The organism is Clostridium sp. AM34-11AC (assembly GCF_003435375.1).
GTDB lineage: Bacteria > Bacillota > Clostridia > Lachnospirales > Lachnospiraceae > Pilosibacter > Pilosibacter fragilis.
Map to the genome: position 1 here is coordinate 1 of NZ_QWGL01000050.1, position 440 is coordinate 440.

The 440-nt window shown below is 43.2% G+C and carries 1 protein-coding gene; it reads left to right on the forward strand.

Annotated features, from left to right (window positions below):
- The coding region (locus DW826_RS16640; RefSeq protein WP_207659898.1) for an RNA-guided endonuclease TnpB family protein at positions 1–440 on the forward strand (440 nt) is incomplete at both ends.

Genomic DNA, 440 nt, shown 5'->3' on the forward strand with positions numbered 1-440 from the left:
TATCCGCACTATTTCAGAAACAGCGAGGAAAAACTGGCGAAAGCGCAGAGAAAACTGAGTCATTGCCGGAAGGGGAGCAATCGTTACAAAAAACAACAGAAAAAAGTGGCGCGGATCCATACGCATATCGCTCACCAGAGAAAAGATTATCTGCATAAAGAATCAAGAAAGATAACCAATTTCTATGATATCGTATGTATCGAAGATCTGGATCTGAAGACGATGAGCGGGGAACATCATTTTGGAAAAAGTGTTCATGACAACGGCTGGAGAATGTTCACAGATTTTTTGCAGTATAAACTGGAACGGGAAGGGAAGAAGCTTGTCCGCATCGACCGCTGGTATCCAAGTTCCAGAACATGCAGCTGTTGTGGAAAAATAAAACATGATCTGAAACTGGAAGATCGGGTATATCTTTGCAGCTGCGGAAACCGGATGGA